Source organism: Vibrio sp. Vb0888, assembly GCF_033338835.1.
In the GTDB taxonomy this organism is placed as follows: Bacteria; Pseudomonadota; Gammaproteobacteria; order Enterobacterales; family Vibrionaceae; genus Vibrio; species Vibrio alginolyticus.
Map to the genome: position 1 here is coordinate 1 of NZ_JAWOTL010000176.1, position 1,277 is coordinate 1,277.

A 1,277-nucleotide genomic window follows, 5' to 3' on the forward strand; every position below is an offset into this window, starting at 1 on the left:
ACTTTCTGGGTTATCTATCCCGTCAGTAAATACGTTGCCAAGCTCTTGATGATAGTTGAGCATAGCGCGAGCGGAATCATTAATAAGGTACAAACTTCCCTCGGAGTTTATCGCGACCAATCCTTCATACGTCGCTTGCAGCACGCCTTGATGCGTTTTTAACGCCTGCTTAAGCTGCCAAGGTTCTAACTCTTGCATTTGAGTTCGAACATAGCGAGAAAACTTCCAAGACAACCAAATACAAATACCGACGGCAATGATTCCGAACGATATCAAAGGCAACAACCGTTCGCTTGTCCAGAGATCTAAAGTATCAATCAAATAGCCAACTTTGATCATGCCAATCACATCGCCTTCATTGGAAAAAATGGGAGATATGTAACGAACCGATGGCCCTAAAGATCCCACGCCATAAGAAAGGTAGGACTCACCGTTTTCCAGCGCTCTTTCAATGTCACCTCCCAATACAGGCAGACCAACGCGTTCAGCGACAGGATGTGCCAGCCGAATTCCTGCGCGATCACTCACAGTGATAAAGTCCGCATCACTCACCGCCTGAACCGCATTGATGATTTCTGACGTTTTGCTTGCGCTACCAGACCCAACAGCGGCAATAAGGCTGGACAATTGCGAGAGCTGCTGCGACTGAACTTGAGCACGCAGGCTGATTTGATGAGTGAGGATGTCGTCCAACTGATGAGCACTGTAACTCCACCAACTCAACATGCCCAATAGCATTACACCACTGAGCAATACGGCCAGTTGTTTAGTAAAAGAAAAGGAAGCAAACGGCACGATAGGATTCCAAGAAATGACTTGCCCTAAGCTTACCGCAATTCCTTATTCGACTTAGGGGCTCTCACCATGAATTTTGACGCGGATCTCAGTGGTGATTTTTATGACTTTTATTAATTTAATGCGTTTATTCTCAATTATTTTTCAAACAGATTTTGTCGTGACATGCAAATTGATAAAGAGCTCAAGTACGTCGTTGATGAAATTGATTTTTCTCAGTTTTTTGCCATTTCCAAACCCTATGATGAAGAAAAATAACTTGGAGATGGATGTATGAATAGTTCCCAAATGAAAATGCTCCTACTGGTCGCGATAGGCTGCATCTTATGGTTTATCCCAACCCCGGAAGGACTCACCGATCAAGCTTGGCAAATGATGGCGATTTTCGTCACCACCGTACTAAGCTTGATCCTCGCCCCACTTCCTCTTGGCGCGATGGCCTTGATGGGTTTGACGCTCGCGACACTGCTTGGCGTACTGCC

General features: G+C 45.5%; 1 protein-coding gene and 1 pseudogene. One reads left to right on the forward strand and one right to left on the reverse strand.

The annotated features are described in order from the left end of the window. Nucleotides 1–795 (reverse strand): annotated as a pseudogene (locus R7P72_RS24815) (sensor histidine kinase); the annotation flags it as partial. Nucleotides 796–1,068: 273 nt separating this feature from the next. On the opposite strand from R7P72_RS24815, the gene R7P72_RS24820 reads away from it, so the two are divergent. Next, the coding region (locus tag R7P72_RS24820; protein WP_195744719.1) for an anion permease at nt 1,069–1,277 on the forward strand (209 nt) is incomplete at its 3' end.